Genomic DNA, 22626 nt, shown 5'->3' with positions numbered 1-22626 from the left:
TATAAAAGGATAGATGAAAATAAAGAGGTTGTAACAAGTCAAATTATTACGTTCGGTACACAAGTCACTTATGTATCTAAAGAATTAGAAAAAGCAGACAAGCTTTTAACCGCCACTCAAAAAATAGAACGAGTCTCAGCGCCGCCTGTGACTTCAGATTTTACGTTGCAAGAATCAAAGGCACTTAAAGATGGTATGGGGAAAAAGCAAACATTACTCGATCATAATTATAAGCGATTCAGAGAACAAACGGTGTCTACATTGGAGCCAGTGATTGGTCATTTTTCAAGCACATTGAACCTATTAGACGAAACCGTAGACGATTTTATTCAAGGACTACGGAACGCACGAGGAACTTTTGAACATCTTAATATTCCGTTCACAGATTTAGATGTAGCGATTCCCGTTTTACTTACAGAAGCGATTGAATCACTGAAACCTTATCAAACCGCGCTTGATTCCATCAAAACGGCTGTTCGTTCATTGCGTGGTGGTGGGTTAAATGATGTACTGGAAGCCTATCGCCCGTATATTGATACGGCTCTTTTTGAGGGGACACAGTTCCAAAATGTCATCGCCCTAAACAAAGCATCGGTCAATATTTACGAGAGTTCCAAGATGGTGTTTGAAGATATTAAGTACCAGTTAAGTGATAACAAAGCGGCGGCAGTTGAAGCACTGGACAAGCAAGCGAATAAAGTAGTCGCTAACTTAGGCATACTTATCGCCCAACTAAAACGGGGGAGTATCGAGGTATAAAGAGGCTAAAATATAGAATACGAACAGTTACGCAAGGGAGAACTTTACTTGACTTTTTATAAGGTACTATCGACAAATAAAAACAGACTACTTTGATATTTATTTAGTATCCTGTTTATTCATTCTGCGCTTTGAAGCTTGCCCTCATTTTGCGCTCATATTAAATTCTTAATAAGTATTAAATAGTTATAAACAAGTTGTTTTTATTGCTTTTAAGTATTGGTATAGTTGTATTTTTCTTTTTTATGGCGCTAGTTGGCTTATATGAGCCTATGGCGTCTTTTTTTTGGTTGTTTTTAGGTTGAACCCTCACTAAAACCCTCAACATTGAAACTAAATTTTTTATACTTTGCATATCTATTAATAGTATTTTTTTCTATTAAAAAATTAGAGAAGGTTAGAAATAAGTTTAGTGATATTTGAGGTATTGGCGCGGGGCTAATATTTTTTTGATTGACGAAGCGGGCAGGGTGTGTGGTAAATTAAAAGAGAGAAGGAGTGGATTCAATGAATATTAAGAAAGTGAGTGAGCGGATGGGTGTTTCCGCGGATACAATTCGGTATTACGAACGAATCGGTTTAATTGCACCAGTGAAGCGGAATGAAAATGGGGTACGGGAATTTGATGAGGAAGATATGCGCTGGATTGCCTTTAGTCGGCAGATGCGGAAAGCGGGTTTATCGATTGACTCATTGGTAGAGTATGTATCGTTATTTCGGCAAGGTGATTCGACGGTTGACGCGAGAATAGCTTTAATCCGAGAACAAAAAAAGGAATTAGAAGCGAAAGCGGCGGAGCTTCAGGAGGCGATTAGCCGTTTGCAATTTAAATTAGAGAATTACGGGCATGTGCAAGAAGCAGAGAGCAAATTGCGGAGTTTTGAAGTAAATAGGGCTTAAGTTTTTTTATTTTTGGCTTGACTTGGAGTTCACTTCAAGCTTTATGATAGGGGGGCAAAGGAGGAATCGAAATGGAGTATGTGAAATTTGGTAATACAGGTATGGATGTATCGAAAATATGTTTAGGCACGATGGGTTTTGGTGATGCAGAGAAATGGATTCATAAGTGGGTGCTCGGCGAAGCGGACAGCCGCCAAATCATCAAAAAAGCACTCGATCTAGGCATTAATTTTTTCGACACCGCAAACATTTACTCTTTTGGGGAAAGCGAAAAAATTGTGGGTCGTGCACTAAAAGATTTTGCGAACCGCGACGATGTTGTTTTAGCGACAAAAGTGCATCAAACCATGCGCCCAGGGCAACCAAATAGCGGCGGACTTTCTCGAAAAGAAATCTTAACTGAAATTGACCACAGTCTAAAACGGCTAGAAACCGACTATGTTGACCTCTATATCATTCATCGTTTTGATCAATTTACGCCGATTGAAGAAACAATGGAAGCGCTACATGATGTTGTGAAATCTGGCAAAGCCCGTTATATTGGCGCTAGCGCTATGTATGCATGGCAATTTCAAAAGGCGCAACGGGTGGCAGAAAGAAATGGCTGGACAAAATTTGTGTCAATGCAAAATCATTATAATTTAATTTATCGTGAGGAAGAACGGGAAATGATTCCGTTTTGTAAAGATGAAAACATTGCACTGACGCCGTATAGTCCGCTCGCATCAGGTCGCCTTACTCGTGATGTGTCAGAAAAAACGGAGCGTTCGGTAACAGATATGATTCAAAGTTCTAAATATGATGACACAATGGATGCTGATATCAGGATTATTGAGCGTGTTGCTGAGCTTTCGAATAAATATGCAGTTTCGCGCGACAAAATTGCGTTAGCTTGGCTGCTGAATAAACCAGAAATCACTTCACCAATTGTCGGCGCACAAAAAGAACTGCATTTAGAAAATGCAGTTTCGGCACTAGATATAAAATTATCTATAGAGGATATGACATTTTTAGAAGAACTTTACACGCCACATCCTGTTAAGGGAGCACTTCCAAATAAAAAATAGACTGATAACAGAAGGTGATTTTCGTTACCTTATGTATTAGTCTGATTTTGCGTGAGACATTTTTTCTTGCGCATACTTCGAGTTTTTTTAAGATGAAACCTCTTCGCGAATGGCGGAGAGGTTTTTTAATAGCAAAAAATCTTTTAACGTTTTCATGTGGTAGTAAATTTCCAAGGGAAAAGACTTAAACTCATCATTAGAGAAAATCGAAGAACAGTGAGAAATAGAAAAAGAAAGCGAGATATAACGATATGAGCAACTCCGTAGTAGATTTACTGGGCGATGCTGAAAAACGAAAATAGCTTATGAAGAGAGCAAGAATGAAAAGGATTTTAAGCAAATGAAAGAAGAGCAATGAAGTGTATAGTCCATTTATACTAAAGCAGTAATCTCTAAAGGTGTACTAATTTGACATTTTATAAGCTTTTATTTAAGAAAACTAAATTGCTAATTCGGTTTTTACTTGCTAGCGTTTATTTAGAAAGAATTTACTGGACTGTTTAATCTTTTCTAAGTTATTTTCATAATCTAATTCAAGTATAATTTTGAACACTTCATCGAGTGCGTAAAGGAGAGCATTTCGAGAGAGTGTTGGAATTTCTTTAAACAAAAGCTGATTATCTTCTAAGATGCCTAGACTAAGTTCGATATCTGCATGCTTAGATAAGCTTGATTTTACCCCATTTGTAAGCAATATTTTACAACATTCACTAGGTAAAAGTGGTATTGCAGAAAGAATTTCTTCACACTCACCACTGTTTGAAATCATGAGAATCACATCCTTATCCTTAATGATAGGTAAGTTACGTATTTGATCTTCAAAAGAGGTGAAAAAAACAATTTTACTTGGTGCAATTTTATGCATTTTAAAGTAAAAATCTTTTGCTGGAATTTGTGACATTTGATAGGCGAGAAGGTAAATTTTTTCTGCTTGATTTAATTTTTTTGTCGCTTGCTTGAAAGAACTAGTTTGCTTGATTTTATTGACTGCTATATAAGGAAGTTCAAAAGAAGATAGATCGTCATGATTATTTAGAAATTCGTATTTCATCTCAGAGTAGCCATTATAACCTAATCGCTTGGAAAAAGTGATAATAGCACTTGGTGCGCTTCTGGTAGCTTTTGCAAGTTCGCGAACATTTAATTTTTCAATTTGTTCAGGTTGGTTGAGTAAAAATTTAGCAATATCCTGTTGATTTGCTGTAAATGAGTCATAGGATCTTTTTATTCGACTTAATACTTCGTTCATGTTTAGTCCTCCTATTTTTTGAGAACAAATTCTCAAATTGGTTTCAGATATTGAAAAAAAATTCTTTTGCAGTTAAAATTTAACATGAAAGCGCTTTTATGTCAATATAACTAGGAGGGAAAACATGAAAAAAATTGTGGGGGTAACCGCCTGTGCTGCTGGGATTGCACATACATATATGGCTCAGGCGGCACTCGAAAAAGCAGCCAAAGAACTTGGTATGGAGGCAAAAATCGAAACGCAGGGAACGATTGGAACGGAGAATGCACTGACTGACAAAGAAATTGCAGAAGCAGAGCTGGTTATTATTGCCTCCGATATCGCCATTGACAAATCTCGTTTTATAGGTAAAAAAGTATTTGAAACAGATACAAACTATGCACTTAAAGATGCTTCGAAATTGTTGAGCGAAGCTACGGAGAAAGCAAGTATTCATGGTGGGAAAGGAACAAAAGTTGGCGGGAAAATGGAAATTGGAACATCTTCGAATAAATTTGTTCGATATTTAATGTCTGGGCTCTCAGATATGATTCCTGTCACGATTGCTTCCGGTTTACTTCTAGCGATTGCTAACATGATGGCTTTTCATCCAGATCCTAACAATGCAGATTTAGTTGTTTGGGGGTTTAGTGACTCAGCAAGCGGAGAATTTTTCTCCAAGCTATTTGATTTAGGTAAAGTCGGTTTTACCTTAATGATTCCAATTTTTGCTGCCGGAGTTGCCCGTGCGATTGGAGATAAGCCTGCAGTTGCGCCAGCATTTATTGCTGGTTATATTATCAATGATCCCAATTTTTTAGGAACTGAAACGGGTGCTGGATTTATCGGAGCTATTTTAGTTGGTTTTGGTGTCGGCTTTATGGTGAAATTGCTGAAAAAAATTAAATGGCCAGATCTTGTCAAACCTATTGTTCCAATTTTAATTATTCCCGTTGTAGTCACATTTATTTCTTTTGTGGTGATTTATTATTTGATTGGGCAACCCATTGCAGGTATGATGAATTCTTTATATAGTTTTATTAATGATTTGACGATAAATAATGCTGCTGCACCAATTATCTACGGAGCTGTTCTAGGTGGGATGATGGGTATTGACATGGGAGGACCTATTAATAAAACAGCTTTGCTTGTTTCATCCGCCATCTTTGTTGATACAATGAATCAATTTGGACCAACTGGTGTTAATGCCATTCCTCAAGCAGCAACTGGAGCAGCGATAGCAGTTGCCCCACTTGGAGCAGGGATTGCTACACTTCTATTTAAAAAATATTTCAGTATAGAAGAGCGAACACTTGGGTCATCTGCTCTCGTCATGGGAATGGTCGGGGTTACTGAGGGAGCAATTCCATTTGCAGCTGCCCATCCATCACTTATTATTGCAAATACTATTTCTTCTGCTGTATCAGGTGCACTTGTTGCATCGATGGGCATTCAGTTTTATGGTGGGGTTGGCTCTCCTCTCGGTGCTTTTATTGGCTACACAACAGGACCAGAGATGTCATGGTTACTCTGGATAGTCGCTATTTTATTTGCAGCTTTCTTAAATGCATTATTGTACCGATTCTTGCTTAGAAAGCGAAAGAATGAATTACAGCAAATTAGTTAATCAAAATTTTTAGTCGAATTTGGAGGCGTTAAAAATATGAATGAAATTTTTGCGGAAGAAAATATCTTTTTTTTAGAAGAATTATTTACAAATAAAGATGCGTTTTTGAAAGTTGTCTCAGAAAAGGCAGCTGAAAATGGATTTGTTTCTTCAAAAGAAGTTTGCCTCGAAGGTTTACGTGAGAGAGAACAGCAACAAACAACAGGATTTCAGGACGGGTTTGCTATTCCCCATTGTAAAAATAATACTGTCTATGCTCCTAAATTAATGTATTTTAAAACATCACCAATCCCGTGGGATAGTTTGGATGGAAGTCCCATTACTGATTCCTTTGCGTTGTTAATTCCTGAAAAGGCAGCTGATGAACACTTGAAATATTTAGCCATCTTATCACGGGCATTAATTGATGATGATTTTCGTTCGGGAATTAAGGACAGTCAAACACATGAAGAGACTTATCAGTTGATTTGTCAGAAATTGGGAGTGAAGTGAGATGGGAAAAAAGAAAGTTCATGTGGTAAGTCATTCACACTGGGATAGGGAGTGGTATTTTACAACGATGGATGCACTTTTATTAAGTGATAATCTATTTTCGGATGTTCTATCAGAACTTGAAAACAACTCTGAGGCAAAGTTTTGTCTTGACGGACAGTCTTCCATTGTTGATGATTATCTTGAACTTCATCCAGAAAAACTTGAGACAATTCAAAAACTAGTGAAAAACAAGCAGCTAGCCATTGGTCCTTGGTATACGCAGACAGATTCCTTCTTCGTCGGAGAAGAATCCTTTCTTCGTAACCTTGCGATTGGTATTCGTGATTCCAAACGTTACGGAGAGGAAATGAAAGTTGGTTATTTGCCCGACACATTTGGATTTAATGCGCAGATGCCGACGATTTTACAAAACTGTGGGATTGATAATATCGTTTTTTGGCGGGGACTTAATCTGTCAACTCAAGTTCACTCTCCGTATTTTATTTGGCGGGGGCTAGGCGATAAACAAATTATTGCAGCAAATCTTATTGATGGATACGGGACGGCTGCCTTTTTAAAAGACTCAGAGGAATATCTTGAAGAGCGCTTACTACCAGCACTTAAGCGAATTGAAAAATGGACGGATAATGAGAACTTGTTGCTTCCATCAGGTGGTGACCAGCTTGAAATTATTCCAAATTTACCTCAAACTTTAGAACGTATAAATAAAAAGGTGGACTATTATTTGTTCCAAAGTAGCTATGAAGCCTTTTTAGATACGCTTAAGAAACAAACGGATTTACCAGACTATCGTGGCGAATTTAGGGAACCGTGTACAACAAGAGCACATAAATCTATTGGTTCAGTTCGCTATGATATTAAGAGATTGAATTATTTAATTGAACAAAAGTTAATCAAACGAGTGGAGCCACTACTTGTCATTGCGAAAGCACATGAAATAGAACTTTCAACCGAATTACTCATTAAAACTTGGAAGAAGCTGCTTGAAGGACATGCACACGATTCAATGGGGGGCTGTGTATCGGATGCTGTAGCAAAAGATATCTTACACCGAATGAAAGAAGCGGATGAATTAGCTAGTGGGTTCGAAAATTATTTGGCGAAACGTTTATCAGAAAAACTCGGATTGGCTATGAATCATGTGATTGTTTTTAATACAACATCAAAAGTTTTTCAAGGATTAAAAGTGATTGATTTTCTAACTTCGGATAAAATGATTCGTTTAAATGGGCAGGAAGAAACCGTCATACTTGATGAAATTTATTTTGAAGGAAAAGATAATCTTCTGTTAGAAACGCCTGAAGGACCAAAGTATATCAACGAAGATCCTTATTATCGTCTATTTGTCCTAACAAATATTGAAATTCCAGCCATGGGATTCAAAGTTTTAGAGATTGGAAAAGGGGAGAAATCTCTTTCGGAGCTTGAAGTGGTCTCGGAGAAAAAAATTCAAAATACGCATTATACAATTCAAGAAACAAGCACTGGACTCTTGCTGAAAACTAGTGAGGGTACGGAAATTGAAAACTTCTTAATGTTTGAGGATACGGGGAATAATGGGGATACCTATGATTTTTCACCGCTGGAAAATGAAAAACCAACCTTGCTACGATTAAAAGTGGATGTAGTGAAAAAATCAAAATTAGCTGAAATCATGTATTTATCAGGATGCTTTCACTTACCGAAAAATCTTGCTGCAAGATGTGGGGAAACAGAAGAAACTGGAGAACTTGATATGAAGCTTGAAATTGAACTTCGCCAAGATAGTCCAGTTATTCGATGTAAACTAATTGTCCAAAATGAAATTTTGAGCCACCGCTTGCGAGTCGTCATTGATACACAAGTAGAGAATCGCAATTCTATTGCCTCTTTGCCATTCGGATTTATAGAACGAGAAAATTTACAGGGAGAAATCAAGGATTGGCATAAAACATATGTAGAGTATCCGATTGATTTAGAACCATTTGATAAAAGTGTTTCAGTCTGTGACGAGGATAAAACCATAACGGCTTTTGGAAAAGGGATAAAAGAGTATCAGTTTCAACAATCAAAACTTTATTTGACTCTATTTGCAAGCACAAGTCAACTTGGAAAGCCGAATTTATTATATCGACCAGGACGTGCTTCTGGAGATACAACCAAAAAGGGGCACATCATGATGCCAACACCTATGGCGGAGCTAGAGGGGGAACTCGAATTCGAATTTGCCTTCTCTATTCAAAAGGACGCATTTAATTCTTCTCTTGTTTCGGAAGAGCAACAAGAATACATGGATGAATCTATATGCTATCAAAATCAAATGCTGAACAAATTTATTCATCGGTTAGATAATAAGATTCAAACTCATCAAGAAAAAGAGGAAATGATTCATGAGTTCTCACTTTTGAAAAATGAAACAGAGGCTTGGGATAGCGCATTGATGCCATCATTGTACGACAAAAATGCCTTTATTTTGCGACTGAAAAACCCAACAGACCGCGTGTTGCCGATTGATAATTTGGACGTGTCAAAATTTAGCAAGGTTTGTTTTGTAAATGTACAAGAGCAACCACTGCAAGAACAGCAAGAAATTGCTCCATATGATTTTGTAAGTATTAAATTATGGTTCTAAATTATTGAGCTTATATGGAGGAGTTGAAAAGGATGGCTGATCTTGTCTTCGATCTTGGTGGAACAACAATTAAGCAAGCTTCAGTCAGTGTTTCTGGGGAATTATCTTTTAAAAAACAACAACCAATTCCTCGAAACTATCCTGATTTGCTCGATTATTTGGAAAAGGCTGCAAACGACTACCAAGGGGCTTGCGCTATTGGTCTTAGTGTTCCAGGAATTTATAATCCAGACAAAAAGATTCTCACAGGTTCTTCTGCAATTCCATATATTATAGGAAAATCACTTGTTTTGGATCTTCAAAAGAAAGTTGATCAACCCATTTTTATTGAAAATGACGGAAACTGTGCGCTTCTTGGCGAATTATGGCTAGGAAGTGCCAAGGGTTTTCAGAATGTGGCTATGTATGTCATCGGTTCTGCTGTTGGAGGTGCAATTGCAATTCGTGGTGAAATTTTACAAGGAGCGAATTTAAATGCTGGTGAACTCGGCTATGAACTGATTGCTAATAATCCTGCAGAATCTTCTTTTCAGTCACTTGGGGGACGAATCGGCTTTCATGCTGTTTTAAAAGAGGCGGCACATCAATTTGGTTTAGAAAAAAATGGAGAAATTCTATTTGAAGAAATGCAGCAAAACTGGGATTTGAGGAAATTTTATCAGCAAAGAATAGATTATTTGGCTGCCAGTATAATCAATATGCAGTACATCTTAGATCCAGATTTGATTCTAATTGGAGGAGCAGTTAGCGAAAACCCGTTTTTTATCCAAATGTTGCAGGACTCACTTGAACGGATTTTAGAGAATCGACCGCACCATAAGATTCATCCTAAGATTGTGCCCGCTCAATTTTTTAATGATGCTAATTTATTGGGGGCAAGTTACCATTGTCAAAAGGAATTGGCGCGGCTAAAACGCAACTGAAGGCATTCACACGATAAGTAAACAATTAATCCATACGTATGCTTAGCTTAAACATACGTATTGGCGTAAATCTTGCTTTTTTCTACAATTAAACCTCTCCGCGACTAGCGGAGAGGTCTTTTAAATGGCAAAAAATCTTTCAATTTCTTCATGAGGCAGTAAATTTCCAAGGAAAAACGCCCCAAACTCGCCGTATCTTGCACTTGTTTCATCAAAGCGCATTTCTGTCACAATTCGCTTAAAATCAAGCGCATCGTCCGCAAATAAAGTAACGCCCCATTCATAATCATCAAGACCAATTGAGCCACCGATAATTTGGCTCACTTTCCCAGCATAACTACGACCAATCTGACCATGGTCGCGGATTAATTGTTGGCGCTCATTCATTGGCAGCATGTACCAATTATCGGCACCATCGCGCTTTTTATTCATTGGGTAGAAACAAATGTGTTTTTTGTTCGGCAATTTTGGATAAAGCCTAGCACGGACGTGTTTGTTTTGATAAGGATCCTCGTCGCCTGCCATATGGGAAGCTAAATAATTGCTTAACTCCACAACAGAGATATAAGAATATGTAGGAACTAAATAATCAGCAATGGCAAGCTTGTTAAACTCGTTTTCCACCGCATTTAATTCTTCTAACGTTTCCCGCAAAACAAAAAATACAAAATCAGCTTTTTGCCCTAAAATTGTATAAAGCGTTTGTTCGCCAGCCCCAATATTTTTTGTCACCTCTAGATTCGCTAAAAATGCGCTGAACTCCGTTAAAATTCGGTTGCGATCAGCTATAGAAGTTTCTCGAAAAGACGTCCAGTCCACCGCCCTAAAATCATGCAAAGAGTACCAGCCATCAAGTGTTTTTACTGCTTCATTCACTCGGTTCACACCTTTCTTATGTCATTAAAATTAGTGTATCACAGCGAAATTCGAAAGTCTTTTTTTCTGTTTTGAAAAAAAAGCGGCTGGAATTTATTCCAGCCGCTTAAAGTGTTAAGGTGTCGATACAATAGCTGTTGCCGTCCCAGTTAGCGCCCACGAATTGATGGTGTTAGGCAAAATAAAGTGGTCGCCCTTTTTAACAGGCGTTTCATTGCCAGAAATTGTAAGCGTGGCAGCGCCGTCTAAAATGCTTACAAGCGTATAAGGAGCAGTTGCATCAAATTTTGCAGTGCCATCAATTTCCCATTTGTAAACACTGAAAAAGTCGTTTGACACAAATGTTGTTATGTTGACACCGTCTCGTTTTTCAACCTGAAAATCAAGTTTTGCATCTTGATGTGGAATTGTTGTAACGTCGATTGCTTTTTCCAAATGGAGTTCGCGCGTGTTGCCATCCGCATCTTTTCGGTCATAATCGTATACACGGTAAGTTGTATCCGAACTTTGTTGCGTTTCAAGAACAAGCGTGCCAGTGCCTAGCGCGTGAATTGTCCCACTCGGAACGTAGTAAAACTCGCCTGGAGCAATCTTCACTTTGCGGAGCAGCTTGTCCCACTCGCCATTTTCCACCATATGCACAAATTCTTCTTTCGTCTTTGCGTGGTGCCCGTAAATCAGCTCCGCACCTTCCGCACAGTCGATGATATACCAGCATTCCGTCTTGCCAAGCTCGCCGTTTTCATGCACTTTTGCATACGCATCGTCCGGGTGAACTTGCACAGATAAATCTGTATTCGCATCTAAAATCTTTGTTAGAAGGGGAAAAACTGGGTCTTCCGGATTTCCAAAAAGTTCCGGATGTTCTGTCCATAATTGGATGAGTGTTTTTCCCGCAAACTCGCCATTTTTGACAGTAGATGGCCCATTTGGATGTGCAGAAATTGCCCAATCTTCACCTGTTTTGTCAGATGGAATAGCATACCCAAAATAATCATGGAGCTGCGTGCCGCCCCAAATGCGGTCTTGAAATACAGGATTTAAAAATAAAGCCTCTTTCATTTTGAACCTCCTAGGTTAAATATGTAATCACATCAAAAGTATATACCAATTAAAAATGAAATGCTACTGATTTTTGTCTAAAAACCCTTGTTTTTTCAGCCCATCTCGAATCCCAGTAAAATAAGGTTGCGCATAAAATTTAGCAATGCGCTCGGTATAGCCAATCGAACCTTCACGTTCTGCATATGGAATAATCGTCGTATCATATTTTTCAAGCAAAGGTAAAGTATCCGTTTGGTAGGTTTCTGCAAAATAAACAGCTTCTTTCGGTAAACGTGGTCTTACGACAGAATCGGTATCTGGATAGCCTACGCACAGTCCAACAATTGGGATAACCATTTCAGGTAGGTCAAGAAATTCAGCGACCTCTGTAAATTCACGTCTAATCCCGCCGATACAGACTGTTCCGTATCCAAGACTTTCAGCCGCGGTTAGCGCATTTTGACAAGCTAAACCTACATCAGTTGCCGCAACTAGGAGTAAATCCTCCTCGTTTTTTGCATGAAAAGCTGTTTGATATTTAGCACTCGCCAAATTAACACGATAAAAATCACCTACAAATACAAGAAAAATGGAGCATTCTGCAACATATGGATTTTTCGTCAGTTCCGCTAATTTTTGCTTGCGTGATTCCTCCCTCACCCCAATAATGGAATATTGCTGACCGTTAATCCAAGATGGCGCACTTTGAGCCGCACGGATGATTAAATCTAGGTCGGTATCTGGAATATCTTTTCCAGAGACATACTTACGAATCGAACGGTGGTTTAACATTTGCTCAATAACTTGATTCAAATTAATTCCTCCTCTGAAAAAAGCTTTTCTTTAAGTATAGCTTTCTTCAAGGGAAATGTTAACGCTTTACTTGAAAAAAATGCCATTTTTTTCTACACTAGAAGAGTAGAAAGGGTGTGAGCGCCTTGGAAATAAGCAAACAAGAACAAGATCGGCTATTTTTAGAGGAAACATTTTTAACTTCTGAGGAATCTGCTAAATTTTTAGGCGTGACAAAACAAGCCATACAGTCGCTAGCAAAACGAAATATAATTCCGCATATTCGAAAAGGGAATGTCCTACTTTTCCACCGAATAGATATTGAAAACCGCTTAGCGCATCAAACGGAATTACGCAAAAAATATCGCCCGTATGAGCATTAAAAAAGGGGATGAAAACATGGAAGACTGGAATAAATTTAAAGAAAGAGGTTTTGTAGTAAAAGAAACCGGCCCAGTTTACTACACCGCAAACATGGATGAAACAATCGCCTGGTTTACGAGAACACTCGGTTGGTACTGCGAAATTGATGAGCGGGACGAAAATGGAAATGGTACATACGGCTGCGCGTTTGACCTCCCGCGTGAATTCGAGAATTTGCATATCGCACCATTTACTGGTTTCCATCTCATGTACGGGGAACCAAAAGGTGGAACCATCGCTTTTATGAAGGTTCAAGGCATTAAAAATTTGTACGACCACGTCTTAAAAAGCGGCTGGGAAAAAGTTACCATACAGGACACCGCCGATTTTGAAATAAAACTTTGCCAAATAGAAACCATTGACGGATATACATTACAGTTTTTCGAATAAAATTAAACTTAAAAGGGGGAACTAGTAGTGGAGAGGCCAAATTATTTAAAAGAAACTTATCATGAAACAACCTTTAAATTAGCCAATCACGGCCCGCGCAATCTTGCTGTTTTAAAAGAAGCGATTGAAAATATAGACGGAGAAACAGCCAGTGATATATACGGAACAGGTTCACTAATCACCGATTTTGAAGAAAAAATGGCAGACGTTCTAGGACTAGAGCAAGCTGTTTTCTTTCCAAGTGGCACAATGGCGCAGCAAATCGCACTTCGAATTTGGTCAGATGTAAAAAATATCCCGCGCGTCGCGTATCACCCGCTCGCTCACCTTGAAATCCATGAGGCAGATGGGCTGAAAGAGCTTCACAACATTCAAACTATACCTCTTTGCGAACAAAGCGTTGTGCCAACACTTAAAGACATTCAAGCTTTGGAAGAAAAAGTAGCTTGCGTTTTACTTGAGCTTCCTCAAAGAGAAATTGGCGGGCAACTACCAAGTTTTGAAGAACTCGTTGAAATTTCTAAATACTGCAAACAAAACGGCATTGCTTTACATTTAGACGGTGCACGCCTTTTTGAAGTATTGCCTTTTTACCAAAAAGAAGCTAGTGAAATTTGTGCGCTTTTTGATACCGTGTATATTTCTTTCTATAAAGGGATTGGCGGCATTGCCGGCGCTATTTTGGCTGGCCCAAATGATTTTTTAAAACAAGCGAAAGTTTGGAAACGGCGTTATGGAGGGGATTTAATCAGTTTGTATCCGTATATTTTATCGGCCGACTACTACTTCCTAAAACGTATAACTAAAATGGCGCTTTATTTTGAAAAAGCGAAGGAGCTTGCTGCACGGTTTAATGAACTTGAAGGCGTAAAAACGATTCCAGAAATTCCTGTTTCGAATATGTTTCATGTTGAATTTGCGGCAGAAGTAGCAGAAGTTTCAAAACGCATCGCCATCGCGCAATCAAAAACAGATATTGGTGTGACAGGCTATTTAGTCGAAAGAGAAGGGCATACTTGCGCGTTTGAATTAGCAATTGGTGATAGCTATTTAGATATTTCACTAGAACAATTAGATGAATTGTTTGATGAACTGCGCATCAACTAGCGAAAAAACAACCGTGCTTTCCTTAATTTGGAAAGCACGGTTGTTTTTATGTGATGGTCATTCATGCTGTGTTTCGCACGTTTTTTCAAGCTCGCAAGCCGTACATTTTCCTTGCTTACTCTTTTTAACAAAGCGAATAAGAGCGAAAATCGTATAACCAAATATGAGACCACCAAGCAAAAGATTCACAAAAATTGACACTGAACATTCAGCCCCTTCTTATATAAATAAACTTCCGATTTGATAGACGAGAAGAACAATAACATAGGCCGTCAAAAGTGGATAAATTGTTGCAAAAGCTGTCCATTTCCATGATGCAGTTTCTTTTCGAATAGCTGCAACCGTTGCTAAGCAAGGGACATAGAGCAAAATAAACAACATGAAGCAATAAGCAGAAAGCGGGGTATAAAACGAGCTAACAACGCTCCCGAGGCTATTTTCACCAACGGAATAAATAATAGCCATCGTTGAAACTACCACTTCTTTTGCTAAAAAACCCGGAATTAAAGTGGCGCCGGCTTGCCAAGTACCAAAACCGAGTGGAACTAAAAGCGGCGCTAAAAAACTACCAATCATGGCAAGGAAACTTTCGCCCATTGGAACATCAAGGCCATTAGGACCAGCATAATTGAGTAGCCAAATGATGACCGACCCAGCAAAGATAAACGTACCTGCTTTTTTCAAAAATCCTTTTCCTTTTTCCCATGTACTGCGCCATAACGTTTTAAATGAAGGGAAACGGTAAGGTGGGAGTTCGACGACAAAAACAGAATTATCATTTTTAAGCAGTGTTTTGGATAAAATTTTAGTAGCAAGAAGTGCCATCACAATTCCAATAATATAGAGTGATAAAACGACAAGTGCTTGGTACTTTGCAAAGAAGACACCAACAAATAGCGCATAGACAGGGAGTCTTGCAGAACATGACATAAAAGGTGTAATCAAAATGGTCAGTGTCCGTTCTTTGGATTCTTCAATAGAACGAGCAGCCATAATGCCCGGAACATTACAACCAAATCCAATAATCATGGGGATAAATGCTTTACCGTTTAAACCAAACATTTCCATAATCCGGTCCATCACAACCGCAATCCGCGCCATATAACCGGAGTCTTCAAGCAGAGAAATAAAGAAGAAAATCACTAAAATTTGTGGAACAAACACTAATACGCCACCAACGCCCGCAATTATTCCATTTGTGATTAAATCAATTAAAAAATGACTTGTGCCAAGAGAAACTAAAATTTGTGTCGTGAAATTTGTTAGCGGTCCACTAAAAAATGCATCAAGTAAATCAGAAAGCGGCACACCAACCCAAGTAAATGTAATTTGGAAAATCAGCCACATGATGCCAAGAAAAATAGGAATTCCAAAAAAGCGATGGGTCACAATTTGGTCAAGTTTATCTGAGAGGGGGATGTCATTTTTTGTATAGCTGACGGTTTCGATACAAATATCTTGGATGAAAGCCCGCCTAGTTTCGTGTATTTCACTTTCAATGCTGCGTGTAAGCTCTAACGATGCCTCCTCACGAATCTTCACTGCCGCAGAATAAAATGGTTCATTTTGTATGTATTCTTCGGTCACAGGATTGGCACTTAGAAATTGAAGCGCAAAAAAGCGCAAGTGCTTACGTGGTACCATGTTTTCCAAAAGACCAGAAAGCGCCAGAACTGCTTTTTCAATTGGATTGGAGTAAGGGAGTTTTAAAGGGCGATTTCGCGTCGTTTTTTCATCAGTGAGTGTGGCAAGGACTTCCTCAGTCCCTTTCCCAGCGCGTGCTATGACGGGTAAAACGGGTATTTTAAGCGCTCGAGTTAATTTTGCAATGTCAATTTTGATCCCACGACCGAGTGCTACATCGACCATATTCAGCCCCATTACAACAGGTGCACCAAATTCAAGCAATTCAATGGTCAAATTTAAATTTCGTTCAATTTGTGCGGCATCTACAATATTTAACATTGAATCAAATTTTTCCTCTAATAAAAAACGCGTTACAACAGTTTCGTCACGCGAAATAGGATTAACATCATATATTCCTGGTAAATCAATAAGTTTTCCCTTTTCTGCCTTTAATGTACCAACTTTCTTTTCAACGGTCACGCCGCTCCAATTGCCAACGTATTCATAGGAGCCCGTCAGCGCATTAAAAAGCGACGTTTTACCAGTATTAGGGTTTCCAAGTAAACAATATGTATTAGTCATTTTGCTCCACCACAATCTTACAAGCATCAGAACAACGAATGCTAATATATTGACCTCTTGTTTCAATTGTACATGGCCCACCTAGAAAGCCTTTTTGCTTCATACAAAGTTCGCAACCTTCTGCGCAACCAAGAGCCATTAGACGTCTTTTGAGCATAGAATTTGAAATATTTAAAGCAGAAATTTTACCACGTTCACCCGCTGCAAGTTCATTTAGTTGCATCTATTGTTCCTCCCATATTTTAAAATGAGTTTGAGAATCATTATCAATTAAGTTCATTTTATCACAATATCTCAAAAAGTAAATAATTATTTATGTTAAATATGAAGAAATATTTATAATGACAAAAATAGCCAAACACTCATACAGTTTTTAAATAGATATAGTACAGTTTCGCTTTAAGAGAAACAGTTGTCCGCATCATTTGATTCACCGCCTTAATACATAATAACACCTAGAATATCAGGCTAAACAGTCGCCAAATTCACATGGAATATATTTAGTTTTACAGTTATTTAAAAATTTTTGGTAGTTAGATTGAAAAGGTGTAATAGAGGATTTTTCTAACACTTTTCTTGTTAACTACTTTCATTTTATAGTATGATAGAAGCGGACGATGAATTTGTTTGAAATTGGAGGAATAAGAGTCAATGAGTGATTTATTTACAAATATTAAAAAGCAAGTAGCCGGAAAAAAAGTTCGTATTGTTTTACCCGAGGGTGGAGATGAACGGATTGCTGGTGCCGCAGCACGCCTAGCTGAAGAAGGGGCTGTAACGCCCATTTTGTTAGGGACAGTGGAAGAAATTAAAGCTGCTGCACAAAAAGCAGGAGTTTCAATTGAGGGAATCGAAGTGAAGACGCCTGAAACCGATCCATTGTTTGATGAACTTGTCGCTAAATTTGTTGAACGTCGTAAAGGGAAAGCAACAGAGGAAGACGCACGTAAATTGCTAAAAGATCCTAATTATTTTGGGACAATGCTTGTTTATACTGGAAAAGCAGATGGTTTAGTAAGTGGTGCAGTTCACTCTACAGGTGACACAGTTCGCCCAGCGTTACAAATCATTAAAACGAAACCTGGTTTTTCAAAAGTAGCCGGTGCTATGATTATGGTTCGTGGCGATGAGCGCTATGTTTTCAGTGATGTAGCGATTAATATTGCCCCAGATGCGTCTGATTTGGCAGAGAATGCAATTGCTAGTGCAGAAACTGCTCGTATCTTTGGTATCGAACCGCGTGTTGCCATGCTTAGTTTTTCAACAAAAGGTTCTGCAAAATCTGTTGAAACCGAAAAAGTCATGGAAGCAACGCAATTAGCAAAAGAGCGAGCACCAGAATTGATAATTGACGGAGAATTCCAATTTGACGCAGCTTTCGTACCATCAGTTGCGGCGCAAAAAGCACCCAATTCTTCTATCAAAGGGGATGCAAATGTTTTTATCTTCCCAACGTTAGAAGCTGGAAACATTGGCTATAAAATTGCGCAACGCTTAGGTAACATCGAAGCAGTTGGCCCAGTTTTACAAGGTTTAAATGCACCTGTTAACGATTTATCCCGTGGCTGTAACACACAAGATGTTTATAATCTTGCACTTATTACAGCGGCTCAAGCAGTAAGTGAATAAGAAAATTTTATACTTTGTTCTATCGTTAACGGCAAAGAAATTTTTATTTCTTTGCCGTTTTTGTGTGGGATTTAATTTTCACCAGAAACATGCTTTTTCGGTAAAATAAAATGAAGGAAAAAGCTAATCACAGCAAGTGCAAACATGGCCCAAAAGACAATGTGGAGTCCTTCATATAAGATGGTGCGAAGGGGGTCAATTAAGGTGGCGTCAACTTGACCAGATGTTTTAGGGCTGATTAGAAGATTTAAATGTTTTCTATCTACGCCAGCAGTTGTATTTGCAGCAAACTGAGAGGCGAGGACCGAATTGAAAATGGTTCCAAAGATAGCTACACCAATTGTTTGCCCCACTGTTCGGAATAAAGTGTTGGAAGCTGTGGCGATGCCCGTTTGATAGCGGGGCACTGCGTCTTGAACGGTGACCATCGTTGTTGTGAAAATAATTCCAAAACCTAAGCCCATTAAAGCGCTATTTAAATAAAAGTAAATATCAAGCGTGTTTGCCGGAAAAATGGCTAAGATTAAGCCACTTAAAACGGTGATTAGAATACCGATGCCCACAGTATGGCGGTTACCCATTTTCATGAGCAGTTTCCCGCCGAGAAATGACCCGATAATCCAAGTAATGGAAAGTGGGGCAATCATTAAGCCCGCAATTGTTGCACCGTGCCCTAGCATTCCTTGCGCCCACATAGGAATGTAAACATTTATACCAATTAAAAAGGCGCTAATGAAAAAGCCAATTAAATTGCCGATTATAACAACCGGATTTTTAAACAGAACAAAAGGCATGATAGGGTCTTTCGCACGTTTTTCAGCGTAATAGAAGCAAATAAACAATATAGTTGCCAGCCCAAGCAAAACTAAAACGAGTGGCTCACTCCAGTTGAGCGTTTCCCCAGCGCGCTGTAAGGCGAACAAAAGCGCAAGCAGTGCCACCGTAAAAAGAGAAATACCGAGGAAATCAATAGGTAAGTTTTCATTTGCAACATTTTCTTTTAAATAAAGAAAGACTAAAACAATCGTTAAAATTCCTACAGGAACATTGATAAAGAAAATCCAGTGCCATGATAATTGATCCACTAGAAAACCTCCAAGAAGTGGACCAAAAACGCCAGCGATTCCCCATGCGGAACCCATAAAGCCTAATACTCTGGCGCGCTTTTCAAAAGGATAAATGTCGGCAATAATGGTCATGGTTAGTGGCAAAATCCCGCCAGCACCAATTCCTTGAATCGCGCGGAAAATAATGAGCTGTTCCATATTTGTTGCAAATCCGCAAAGTGTGGAACCAATTAAAAAAATAAGAGTTGCGACAATAAAAATAACTTTTCTTCCATATAAGTCCGATAATTTCCCATAAATTGGGACTGTGACGGCAGAAGTTAATAAATAAATTGAAAAAATCCAGTTCATAAGTTCGATACCATCAAGTTGGCTCACGATTGTCGGTATAGCTGTACTGACAATCGTCCCCTCAATTGCTGCCATAAAAGTAGCTACAAAAACAGCGATGGTGACGGCTTTCACTTTTGTTTCTTCCACAAGACTTACCTCCCTTTCGTGTCAAGCTGAATTATAGCATAGTTAAATGTCTTTTTGTAAGTGAATTCGTCATTTGTGCCTTTTTCTTTCGAAAGCGCTATAATGAAAAGGAGTAAAGGAGGAATGAAATTGACTTACGAGCCTAATACAACGAAAACAATGTTAAAAATAAAAGAATTGACTGAAATTGCGAGCCCAACTGGAAATACAAGCGAAATTATCGCAAAAATTGGTGCAGATTTAACAAAATTAAATGTGAACTACCGTTTAAATCATAAGGGTGGTTTAATCGTTACACTACCTGGTGAGCAAACGGGTAAACATCGTATGTTGACAGCACATGTTGATACGCTTGGCGCGATGGTGAAGGAAGTAAAGGCAGATGGACGCTTACTTCTTTCTTTAATTGGCGGTTTTCGTTTTAATGCCATTGAAGGGGAATATTGTTCAATCGAAACCTCTAGTGGGAAAAAATTTAGCGGAACAATTTTGATGCACCAAACATCCGTACACGTTTATAAGGATGCTGGCACGGCGGAGCGTAATGAGCGCAATATGGAAGTGCGTGTTGATGCACGTGTAAGTTCAAAAGAAGAAGTATACGAACTTGGCATTGGCGTGGGTGATTTTGTTTCGTTTGATTCGCGTACCGAAATTATAAACGATGAATTTATTAAGTCGCGCCATTTAGATGATAAGGCAAGTGTTGCTATGCTGCTTCGTCTCGTTGAATATCTTCAGGAAAATGGGGTTAAATTGCCGTATACGACCCATATTTTAATCTCAAATAATGAAGAAATTGGTTACGGGGGTAATTCGAATATTCCAGCTGAGGTTGTGGAATATTTGGCGGTCGATATGGGGGCGCTCGGGGACGGGCAAGCTTCTGATGAATATACAGCCTCGATTTGCGCGAAAGATGGCAGTGGTCCTTACCACTACGGTTTACGGAAAAATTTGGTGGAACTTGCTAAAAAGCATGATATTCTTTATAAAGTGGATATTTATCCTTATTATGCGTCGGATGCGAGTGCGGCAATTCATGCTGGAAATGACATTGTGCACGGATTAATCGGTGCTGGAATCGATTCTAGTCATGCTTATGAGCGGACGCACCGCGATTCACTTTATCACACGGAAAAATTGCTTTATCACTATCTTTTAAGCGAGATGGTGGAGTAAATTCGGAGGTGGAAACAATGAACGTACACGATTTTGCAGAAGTTGCAATGAACGGAGAGAAAATTCCTTTATCTGCTTATGAAGGAAAAACACTGTTAATTGTGAATACAGCGAGTAAGTGTGGTTTGACACCGCAATTAGAAGGACTTGAATCCTTATATAAAACCTACCAAAAAGACGGGTTTGAAATTTTAGGTTTTCCGTGCAATCAATTTTTACGCCAAGATCCTGGCACGAATGAAGAAATTATGGAATTTTGTCAGCTGAATTACGGTGTGACGTTTCAAATGTTTGAAAAAATAAAAGTCAAAGGTCGCGATGCCAATCCGCTTTATAAATACCTCGTTTCAGAAACAGGTGGAAAGAAAATCGAATGGAATTTCGCGAAGTTTCTAATTGACGGAAACGGCAATATTATTGAGCGTTTTTCTTCCAAAACAAAACCAGAAAGCATTGAAGAAAATATTCGCGCGGCTTTGGGGAAACCGTAGAGTGATTGCACGCTTAGCCATCCTTAATGGGTGGCTTTTGTCATATAGTTTATAGATGGTCTTTCTAGATTTTTTATGTCTGTTCCCTTTTGCATAGATGTACAAAATTATTACAGAGCGAATAGCAAAGAATTTAATAAGTAATTTGATGGCTTTTAAATTGTATGTTATGATAATTGTGAAACAATACACAATAAGAGGGAGACACATATGAAAAAATCAATCAAAAAGACTGTTTTAACTAGCATTATTGTGGGAGTCATTTGTTTAACACCTGTAAATTCATTAATTTCTAAGGTTGCGAGTGCGGAAGAATATAATGAAATGGGTGTCCGAATAAGTGAGCAAAGTTTAAAAGGAAACACACAAAAAGTAACTTTAGAAGTTGAAGAGGAAGAGGTCAAGATAGAGTACACAGAGATGAAAAATGCTTTTCTATTAGAAACAGAAACTGAGGACGGAGAACAACATATTGTTACATATAATCAAGAAGATGATTATATGATTATGGATGGAGAGAAGGTACCAATTGAAATTGAAAGTTATGTTGAAGAGGAGATTGGCTATCAAAAAATAACCTCTACAAAAACATTATTAAAAGCATCTGCGTGGACCCCCAAATATATTTCTACTGGTAAAGTAAAGGTGAGTAAAGTTGTAAATCTATTGGAGCCATTGTAACATTGATAAGTGCTGTTTTAGGTGTTGCTGGGCTGGCAGGTGTTGCAATTACAAAAACAGCAATTGCAAGCGTCATCAATAATTGGGCTGGTATCATTGGAGGCCTTTCATTTGGAGCAGGGGCTTTATTTAATGGGAATATTACTTTCAAACAATATCGAACTTCACAACCAGTACCAACTGGTTATGGTAAAACTCTATATAAATTTAGATATCAAGATATTCGTATTGTTGCGACTGTGAAAAACAAAAAAATAGATAGACAACTAAAAGTGTGGGTGAATGGTTTTTTAATTCGAAACCATACTAAACATAGAGGATGAGGCACATGAATAAAACTTTGAAAAAAATGATGGGAGGCGTATTTTTACTTGTATATGCCGTCTGGTATATTTACCTTATGGTTATCGTTTTATCTACAAAAGTGACATTAGGCTTCCCGCTCTGGTTAGAAATTTTATTAGTACTTTCTGTAGGGATTTTAATAGCTTATCATATAAAGGGTAGACGATTTTGGTTTGCCGCTATTATGTGTAGCATTCTTATATTTTTACTTATTACGCTCATGTTTAGCATCATTTAATTTTCCCGAGTCCTATATTTCTGATAGGGCTCATTTTTTTTCGATTATGTCAGTAAAGTTGGT

23 protein-coding genes and 1 pseudogene are annotated in these 22626 nt (G+C 38.4%); 16 read left to right on the top strand and 8 right to left on the bottom strand.

The features are described from left to right. From R8923_RS12460 to R8923_RS12450, 3 genes and pseudogenes are all read left to right on the top strand, one after another. A pseudogene (locus tag R8923_RS12460) lies at positions 1-759 on the top strand (SA1320 family protein); the annotation flags it as partial. A 507-nt stretch (positions 760-1266) separates the two neighbouring features. Continuing rightward, positions 1267-1659, top strand: a complete 393-nt coding sequence (locus R8923_RS12455) for a MerR family transcriptional regulator (RefSeq protein ID WP_485873078.1) — start codon at positions 1267-1269, stop codon at positions 1657-1659. A 71-nt stretch (positions 1660-1730) separates the two neighbouring features. Beyond that, positions 1731-2726, top strand: a complete 996-nt coding sequence (locus tag R8923_RS12450; RefSeq protein ID WP_485873077.1) for an aldo/keto reductase — start codon at positions 1731-1733, stop codon at positions 2724-2726. Between the two features lie 466 nt (positions 2727-3192). Here the strand turns inward: R8923_RS12450 and R8923_RS12445 are convergent, their stop codons facing one another. Further along, a complete protein-coding gene (locus R8923_RS12445; protein WP_485873076.1) occupies positions 3193-3975 on the bottom strand; it encodes a MurR/RpiR family transcriptional regulator in 783 nt (260 codons plus the stop codon). A 124-nt stretch (positions 3976-4099) separates the two neighbouring features. Here R8923_RS12445 and R8923_RS12440 point away from each other — a divergent pair, with 124 nt between their 5' ends. Genes R8923_RS12440 through R8923_RS12425 form a run of 4 tightly spaced genes read left to right on the top strand, consistent with a single transcriptional unit; the run spans position 4100 to position 9610 of the window. Continuing rightward, complete coding sequence (locus R8923_RS12440; protein WP_485873075.1) at positions 4100-5581, top strand: PTS fructose transporter subunit IIC; 1482 nt, start codon at positions 4100-4102, stop codon at positions 5579-5581. A gap of 36 nt (positions 5582-5617) precedes the next feature. Continuing rightward, positions 5618-6073, top strand: a complete 456-nt coding sequence (locus R8923_RS12435) for a PTS sugar transporter subunit IIA (RefSeq protein ID WP_485873074.1) — start codon at positions 5618-5620, stop codon at positions 6071-6073. A gap of 1 nt (position 6074) precedes the next feature. Then, the gene (locus R8923_RS12430; RefSeq protein WP_485873073.1) at positions 6075-8687 is read left to right on the top strand and encodes a glycoside hydrolase family 38 N-terminal domain-containing protein; all 2613 of its coding nucleotides are present in this window, start codon (positions 6075-6077) and stop codon (positions 8685-8687) included. 32 nt (positions 8688-8719) lie between these two features. Beyond that, complete coding sequence (locus R8923_RS12425; RefSeq protein ID WP_485873072.1) at positions 8720-9610, top strand: ROK family protein; 891 nt, start codon at positions 8720-8722, stop codon at positions 9608-9610. Positions 9611-9730: 120 nt separating this feature from the next. Here the strand turns inward: R8923_RS12425 and hemQ are convergent, their stop codons facing one another. From hemQ to R8923_RS12410, 3 genes are all read right to left on the bottom strand, one after another. Then, entirely contained in the window at positions 9731-10486 is a 756-nt protein-coding gene (gene hemQ, locus R8923_RS12420) for a hydrogen peroxide-dependent heme synthase (protein WP_485873071.1), read from the bottom strand. Positions 10487-10600: 114 nt separating this feature from the next. Then, positions 10601-11548: a mannose-6-phosphate isomerase, class I gene (manA, locus tag R8923_RS12415; RefSeq protein ID WP_485873070.1), complete on the bottom strand. Its 948-nt coding sequence runs from the start codon at positions 11546-11548 to the stop codon at positions 10601-10603. Positions 11549-11611: 63 nt separating this feature from the next. Then, the gene (locus R8923_RS12410; RefSeq protein WP_485873069.1) at positions 11612-12343 is read right to left on the bottom strand and encodes an NADPH-dependent oxidoreductase; all 732 of its coding nucleotides are present in this window, start codon (positions 12341-12343) and stop codon (positions 11612-11614) included. 125 nt (positions 12344-12468) lie between these two features. On the opposite strand from R8923_RS12410, the gene R8923_RS12405 reads away from it, so the two are divergent. The 3 genes from R8923_RS12405 to R8923_RS12395 are packed head-to-tail and all read left to right on the top strand — an operon-like array spanning position 12469 to position 14242. Continuing rightward, positions 12469-12705, top strand: coding sequence for a helix-turn-helix domain-containing protein (locus R8923_RS12405; RefSeq protein ID WP_485873068.1), 237 nt, complete (start codon positions 12469-12471; stop codon positions 12703-12705). Positions 12706-12721: 16 nt separating this feature from the next. Continuing rightward, positions 12722-13135 carry a VOC family protein gene (locus R8923_RS12400; protein WP_485873067.1) on the top strand — a complete coding sequence of 138 codons (414 nt, stop codon included), beginning with the start codon at positions 12722-12724 and terminating at the stop codon, positions 13133-13135. A gap of 27 nt (positions 13136-13162) precedes the next feature. Further along, a complete protein-coding gene (locus R8923_RS12395) occupies positions 13163-14242 on the top strand; it encodes a threonine aldolase family protein (protein WP_485873066.1) in 1080 nt (359 codons plus the stop codon). Between the two features lie 57 nt (positions 14243-14299). Here R8923_RS12395 and R8923_RS12390 read toward each other — a convergent pair whose 3' ends face one another. From R8923_RS12390 to R8923_RS12380, 3 genes are read right to left on the bottom strand one after another with little or no spacing between them, the layout of a single operon-like run. Beyond that, a complete protein-coding gene (locus tag R8923_RS12390; protein ID WP_485873065.1) occupies positions 14300-14443 on the bottom strand; it encodes a FeoB-associated Cys-rich membrane protein in 144 nt (47 codons plus the stop codon). An 18-nt stretch (positions 14444-14461) separates the two neighbouring features. Continuing rightward, a complete protein-coding gene (gene feoB, locus R8923_RS12385) occupies positions 14462-16450 on the bottom strand; it encodes a ferrous iron transport protein B (protein ID WP_485873064.1) in 1989 nt (662 codons plus the stop codon). Further along, a complete protein-coding gene (locus R8923_RS12380) occupies positions 16443-16673 on the bottom strand; it encodes a FeoA family protein (protein ID WP_485873063.1) in 231 nt (76 codons plus the stop codon). The genes feoB and R8923_RS12380 overlap by 8 nt, the downstream gene beginning before the upstream one ends. Before the next feature lie 428 nt (positions 16674-17101). Here R8923_RS12380 and pta point away from each other — a divergent pair, with 428 nt between their 5' ends. Further along, positions 17102-18079 (top strand): phosphate acetyltransferase, encoded by a 978-nt coding sequence (pta, locus tag R8923_RS12375; protein ID WP_485873062.1) that lies wholly within the window; start codon positions 17102-17104, stop codon positions 18077-18079. A gap of 71 nt (positions 18080-18150) precedes the next feature. Here the strand turns inward: pta and R8923_RS12370 are convergent, their stop codons facing one another. Beyond that, positions 18151-19626 (bottom strand): LM6179_1298 family efflux MFS transporter, encoded by a 1476-nt coding sequence (locus R8923_RS12370; protein WP_485873061.1) that lies wholly within the window; start codon positions 19624-19626, stop codon positions 18151-18153. Between the two features lie 129 nt (positions 19627-19755). On the opposite strand from R8923_RS12370, the gene R8923_RS12365 reads away from it, so the two are divergent. From R8923_RS12365 to R8923_RS12345, 5 genes are all read left to right on the top strand, one after another. Next, positions 19756-20808, top strand: a complete 1053-nt coding sequence (locus tag R8923_RS12365; protein ID WP_485873082.1) for a M42 family metallopeptidase — start codon at positions 19756-19758, stop codon at positions 20806-20808. Positions 20809-20825: 17 nt separating this feature from the next. Next, a complete protein-coding gene (locus R8923_RS12360; RefSeq protein ID WP_485873060.1) occupies positions 20826-21299 on the top strand; it encodes a glutathione peroxidase in 474 nt (157 codons plus the stop codon). A gap of 210 nt (positions 21300-21509) precedes the next feature. Then, positions 21510-21980: a hypothetical protein gene (locus tag R8923_RS12355; protein ID WP_485873059.1), complete on the top strand. Its 471-nt coding sequence runs from the start codon at positions 21510-21512 to the stop codon at positions 21978-21980. Between the two features lie 2 nt (positions 21981-21982). After that, positions 21983-22303 (top strand): hypothetical protein, encoded by a 321-nt coding sequence (locus R8923_RS12350; protein WP_485873058.1) that lies wholly within the window; start codon positions 21983-21985, stop codon positions 22301-22303. 5 nt (positions 22304-22308) lie between these two features. Continuing rightward, positions 22309-22563, top strand: a complete 255-nt coding sequence (locus tag R8923_RS12345; protein ID WP_485873057.1) for a hypothetical protein — start codon at positions 22309-22311, stop codon at positions 22561-22563. The last annotated feature ends 63 nt before the right edge of the window (positions 22564-22626 follow it).

The sequence above is a fragment of the Listeria tempestatis genome (genome assembly GCF_963575625.1).
Classification (GTDB): domain Bacteria; phylum Bacillota; class Bacilli; order Lactobacillales; family Listeriaceae; genus Listeria; species Listeria tempestatis.
The sequence above is the reverse complement of the archived record's forward strand: the minus strand, read 5'-3'. Positions and strand labels throughout refer to the sequence as shown.

Bases quoted from the DNA above. Each gene is read 5' to 3' on its own strand.
- R8923_RS12455 (WP_485873078.1), top strand. From the start codon at position 1,267: ATGAATATTAAGAAAGTGAGTGAGCGGATGGGTGTTTCCGCGGATACA.
- R8923_RS12425 (WP_485873072.1), top strand. From the start codon at position 8,720: ATGGCTGATCTTGTCTTCGATCTTGGTGGAACAACAATTAAGCAAGCT.
- feoB (WP_485873064.1), bottom strand. From the start codon at position 16,450: ATGACTAATACATATTGTTTACTTGGAAACCCTAATACTGGTAAAACG.
- R8923_RS12445 (WP_485873076.1), bottom strand. From the start codon at position 3,975: ATGAACGAAGTATTAAGTCGAATAAAAAGATCCTATGACTCATTTACA.
- R8923_RS12430 (WP_485873073.1), top strand. From the start codon at position 6,075: ATGGGAAAAAAGAAAGTTCATGTGGTAAGTCATTCACACTGGGATAGG.
- R8923_RS12380 (WP_485873063.1), bottom strand. From the start codon at position 16,673: ATGCAACTAAATGAACTTGCAGCGGGTGAACGTGGTAAAATTTCTGCT.
- R8923_RS12345 (WP_485873057.1), top strand. From the start codon at position 22,309: ATGAATAAAACTTTGAAAAAAATGATGGGAGGCGTATTTTTACTTGTA.
- R8923_RS12400 (WP_485873067.1), top strand. From the start codon at position 12,722: ATGGAAGACTGGAATAAATTTAAAGAAAGAGGTTTTGTAGTAAAAGAA.
- R8923_RS12440 (WP_485873075.1), top strand. From the start codon at position 4,100: ATGAAAAAAATTGTGGGGGTAACCGCCTGTGCTGCTGGGATTGCACAT.
- R8923_RS12435 (WP_485873074.1), top strand. From the start codon at position 5,618: ATGAATGAAATTTTTGCGGAAGAAAATATCTTTTTTTTAGAAGAATTA.
- manA (WP_485873070.1), bottom strand. From the start codon at position 11,548: ATGAAAGAGGCTTTATTTTTAAATCCTGTATTTCAAGACCGCATTTGG.
- R8923_RS12360 (WP_485873060.1), top strand. From the start codon at position 20,826: ATGAACGTACACGATTTTGCAGAAGTTGCAATGAACGGAGAGAAAATT.
- R8923_RS12450 (WP_485873077.1), top strand. From the start codon at position 1,731: ATGGAGTATGTGAAATTTGGTAATACAGGTATGGATGTATCGAAAATA.
- pta (WP_485873062.1), top strand. From the start codon at position 17,102: ATGAGTGATTTATTTACAAATATTAAAAAGCAAGTAGCCGGAAAAAAA.
- R8923_RS12355 (WP_485873059.1), top strand. From the start codon at position 21,510: ATGAAAAAATCAATCAAAAAGACTGTTTTAACTAGCATTATTGTGGGA.